We start from the raw sequence: 2,893 nt of genomic DNA, 5'->3' as shown, positions 1-2,893 counted from the left end.
CCAACATCCTCCCCCACCTCCCCCGCACCCAAGCCATCGCCCTCGCCGACACCTGGCACCGCACCCTCGCCTACCTCACCCGCCACAACCCACCCACCACCAGCAACACCACCACCCCAGACCCCACAGCCACCAGCATCCCCGCCACCGACACCGCCACCGCCACCGCCGCCACGGTCAGCACCAGCATCCCCGCTACCACTCCCAACGCCTACGCCGACCTCCTCACTCGCGCGCGGGAAGCAGCCGAAGCACAAAACACCCACCGGCTCGACTACCACGCCATCGCCACCACCCTCTTCGGCCCCCACCCCACCCCCGCCCTCCTCGCCACCCACCTCGCCCTCGCCGCATACCTCGCCCCCCCGGCCCTCAAAGTCACCCCCGAAGCCGCCCAAGCCACCGCACTCCTCATCACCACCCTCATGGGCGACAACGAACCCCAACTCCCCGAAAACCCCACACTGACCCAGGCAATCGACTACGCCATCTGGAGCGCCGCCCACACCATCGTCCACAAAAGCGGGAAACGAAAAATTATCCTGGACGCCGTGGCGTCCTCCATATGGAGAGAGGACCGGAGCCGATCAGCCGAGCCAGCCCGGCGAAGTCGTTACGAGATGGTAATGGGCTGGCTAATGGCCGCCGGCCTCACCGGCGCACTGCCCGTCTCAGGGAAGGATTTCAATCAGTTCAAGCCACTGGCTGATGAAATGCACAACTCCACAAGGCGGTTCAAAGTTCCTGTGTTCGTTCACCTCGCTCGAAAGTTTCCCCTGAATCGGGATGCTGAAGAACGGGAGGATGAGAATCAAGGCAACATTGGCGAAAAGTGGCGCAGTACCACCTTCCGCGCCATATATGCGGGCTGGGGGCTGGATGACTCACCGCTCCTCCAAGGTGGTGTCCGCTACCGGCTCGCGCTGGCCGCCCGCGAGGAACGTGACCGCTCCGGCAGCTCGGATCCGGCCACCATCGCGGCCGGGCTCCTGGGAACCGAGCAGGTAGGCATCGACCAGGTCGTACTCGTCCAAGAACTGCTCCGTGCGGACCTGAACCTGCAGGACCCGCAGTTCCCAGGGCTGGCGCAGATCATCGTGGATTCCGTCGGCGAAAGGCGGCCCACCGCGATTCCCGGGCCCGGCAGCAGCGGGAGGGTGAAGGAGGCATGGGACAAGCTGCCCGAGCCGCAGAAACTGGCCCGCCGTATCGACCTGGCAATCTTCACCGCGGCAGATTCCCTCGTCCGGACAGGGCGATACCGCCCCGTTGACCTCCTCCGTACCGTCTACCCGGATTCCAGCTCACTCCGGAATGGCAATGTGCGGTTTCTCCTGGCTGGCTGGCTGGAGGCTTTCGGGCTGGAATCCTACCGCCCTGCCCAGCTCGGCAAACGCCAAGTGGTGCGCGTCATGAAAGACTTCTTCGACGAGATATGGGAAGCCGTCGATGCCGGTGAGGACATCAGCGCCCAGATGGGCTTCGAGAATGTCACAGAGGAGACGCGCCAGAGCCAGTCTACGAGATATCATGCCGGCACGTCGTGGTTGCAGGCGCTGGGGCTGATCGGTGCGCCGGTCACGGCCGGGAGCGTGCGCGGGAGAGTCCTGGAGCGGGTTCGGGGACTGATGGATCGGGGCGTGGACGACCCGGCGGAGATCGCCGAGAAGGCGTTCGGGACCAGGCGGGTGTTTCCGTCGCAGGTGGTGGTGGCGGAGCAGATGATGCGGCTGCTTGACCGTGGCGTGATCTCCACGCGGCTGCCCGTGCTGGCTCAGCGGCTTGTGTCCTTCCACGGTGCGCCGGTGATGGCGGCTCCGGGTGTCGGCAGTACTTTGCAGCAGCGGATCGACTACGCCATCTGGCGGGCGGCCGCCAGCATCCGGACCGGGCACAAACTCGGTCTCGGGCGGCTGACGGAGCTGGTGTTCAGCGGGGCTCCGCACACCAGCGTCCACCCGCCCATGGTGTGGCACGCGACCTCGCCCATCGGGCGCACCGCGCGCCGGTACTTCGTGCTCGGTGTCCTGGCCGCGGCCGGGCTGCGGCCCGCCTACCGGCTGGGCTCCTCGGTGGCCCGGAACATGGCGGCGATCGTGGGTGAGTTCGAGCTGCAGAAATCCGTCAACGGCGCGGGTGCCAGCCCGCACTCCACCTCGGTCGAGATCTTCTCCCACGAGCATGTGCCCCATGCCTACCAGTCGTTCATCTGGGGATTGCTGGAGACCCTGGGCCTGCGCGGCGGTCCTGCCCCGTCCGGCGGTCTCCGCGCCGAGATGCGCCGAACGGTCGTCGAGATGCTGGCCCAGGACCCCGACGCCACCGCCCAGCACGTGGGCGAGCTTCTGTTCGGTACCGGCGAACTCAACACCGAGGCTCTCACCGCCACCGGACTGTGGATGAAGACAGCCGCCCCCCACCGGCTCCCCGCACCCCAGCCCACCAGCACCAGCACCAGCACCAGCACCAGCACCAGCGGAAGCGTCAGGTCGCCGGGAGTCAACGCCACGCCCGCCCAGCAGACCGGCTACGTCGTCGCCGCCACCCTCCACGCCCGCTCACAGCCCGGTTACACCGGCGACGACATCCCGGCCCTGGTGAAGGAGCTGTTCGGCATCGCCACCGACCCCTTCGGCCTGGCCCTGGTCACCGGCATCCTCGAAGGCGCCGCCCTGACCGGCCTGAACAACCATCACGAACCCGAGCAGGCCCGCACCCTCCTGGGCACCGCCCTCACCCTGGGCCAGGCCCGCGCCCTGCACGACGACGCCGGGCGGCAGAAATCCAGCCACGGCCGTATCGTCGTCTCCCACGTCGCCGACGGTGTGGTCCCCTACCGCCAGCACCACTACCACGCCCGCACCCGCGGCCTGCTCGCCGGCCGCGGCCTGCT

1 protein-coding gene is annotated in these 2,893 nt (G+C 67.7%); it reads left to right on the top strand.

The window, feature by feature from the left end:
* Positions 1 to 2,893, top strand: a 2,893-nt coding sequence (locus ACFUJR_RS39020) for a hypothetical protein (protein WP_383451282.1), incomplete at both ends; no start/stop codon positions are given.

This window comes from Streptomyces sp. NPDC057271, assembly GCF_042668715.1.
GTDB lineage: Bacteria > Actinomycetota > Actinomycetes > Streptomycetales > Streptomycetaceae > Streptomyces.
Note: the sequence above shows the minus strand (reverse complement) of the source record. Positions and strands in the feature narration are given on the sequence as shown.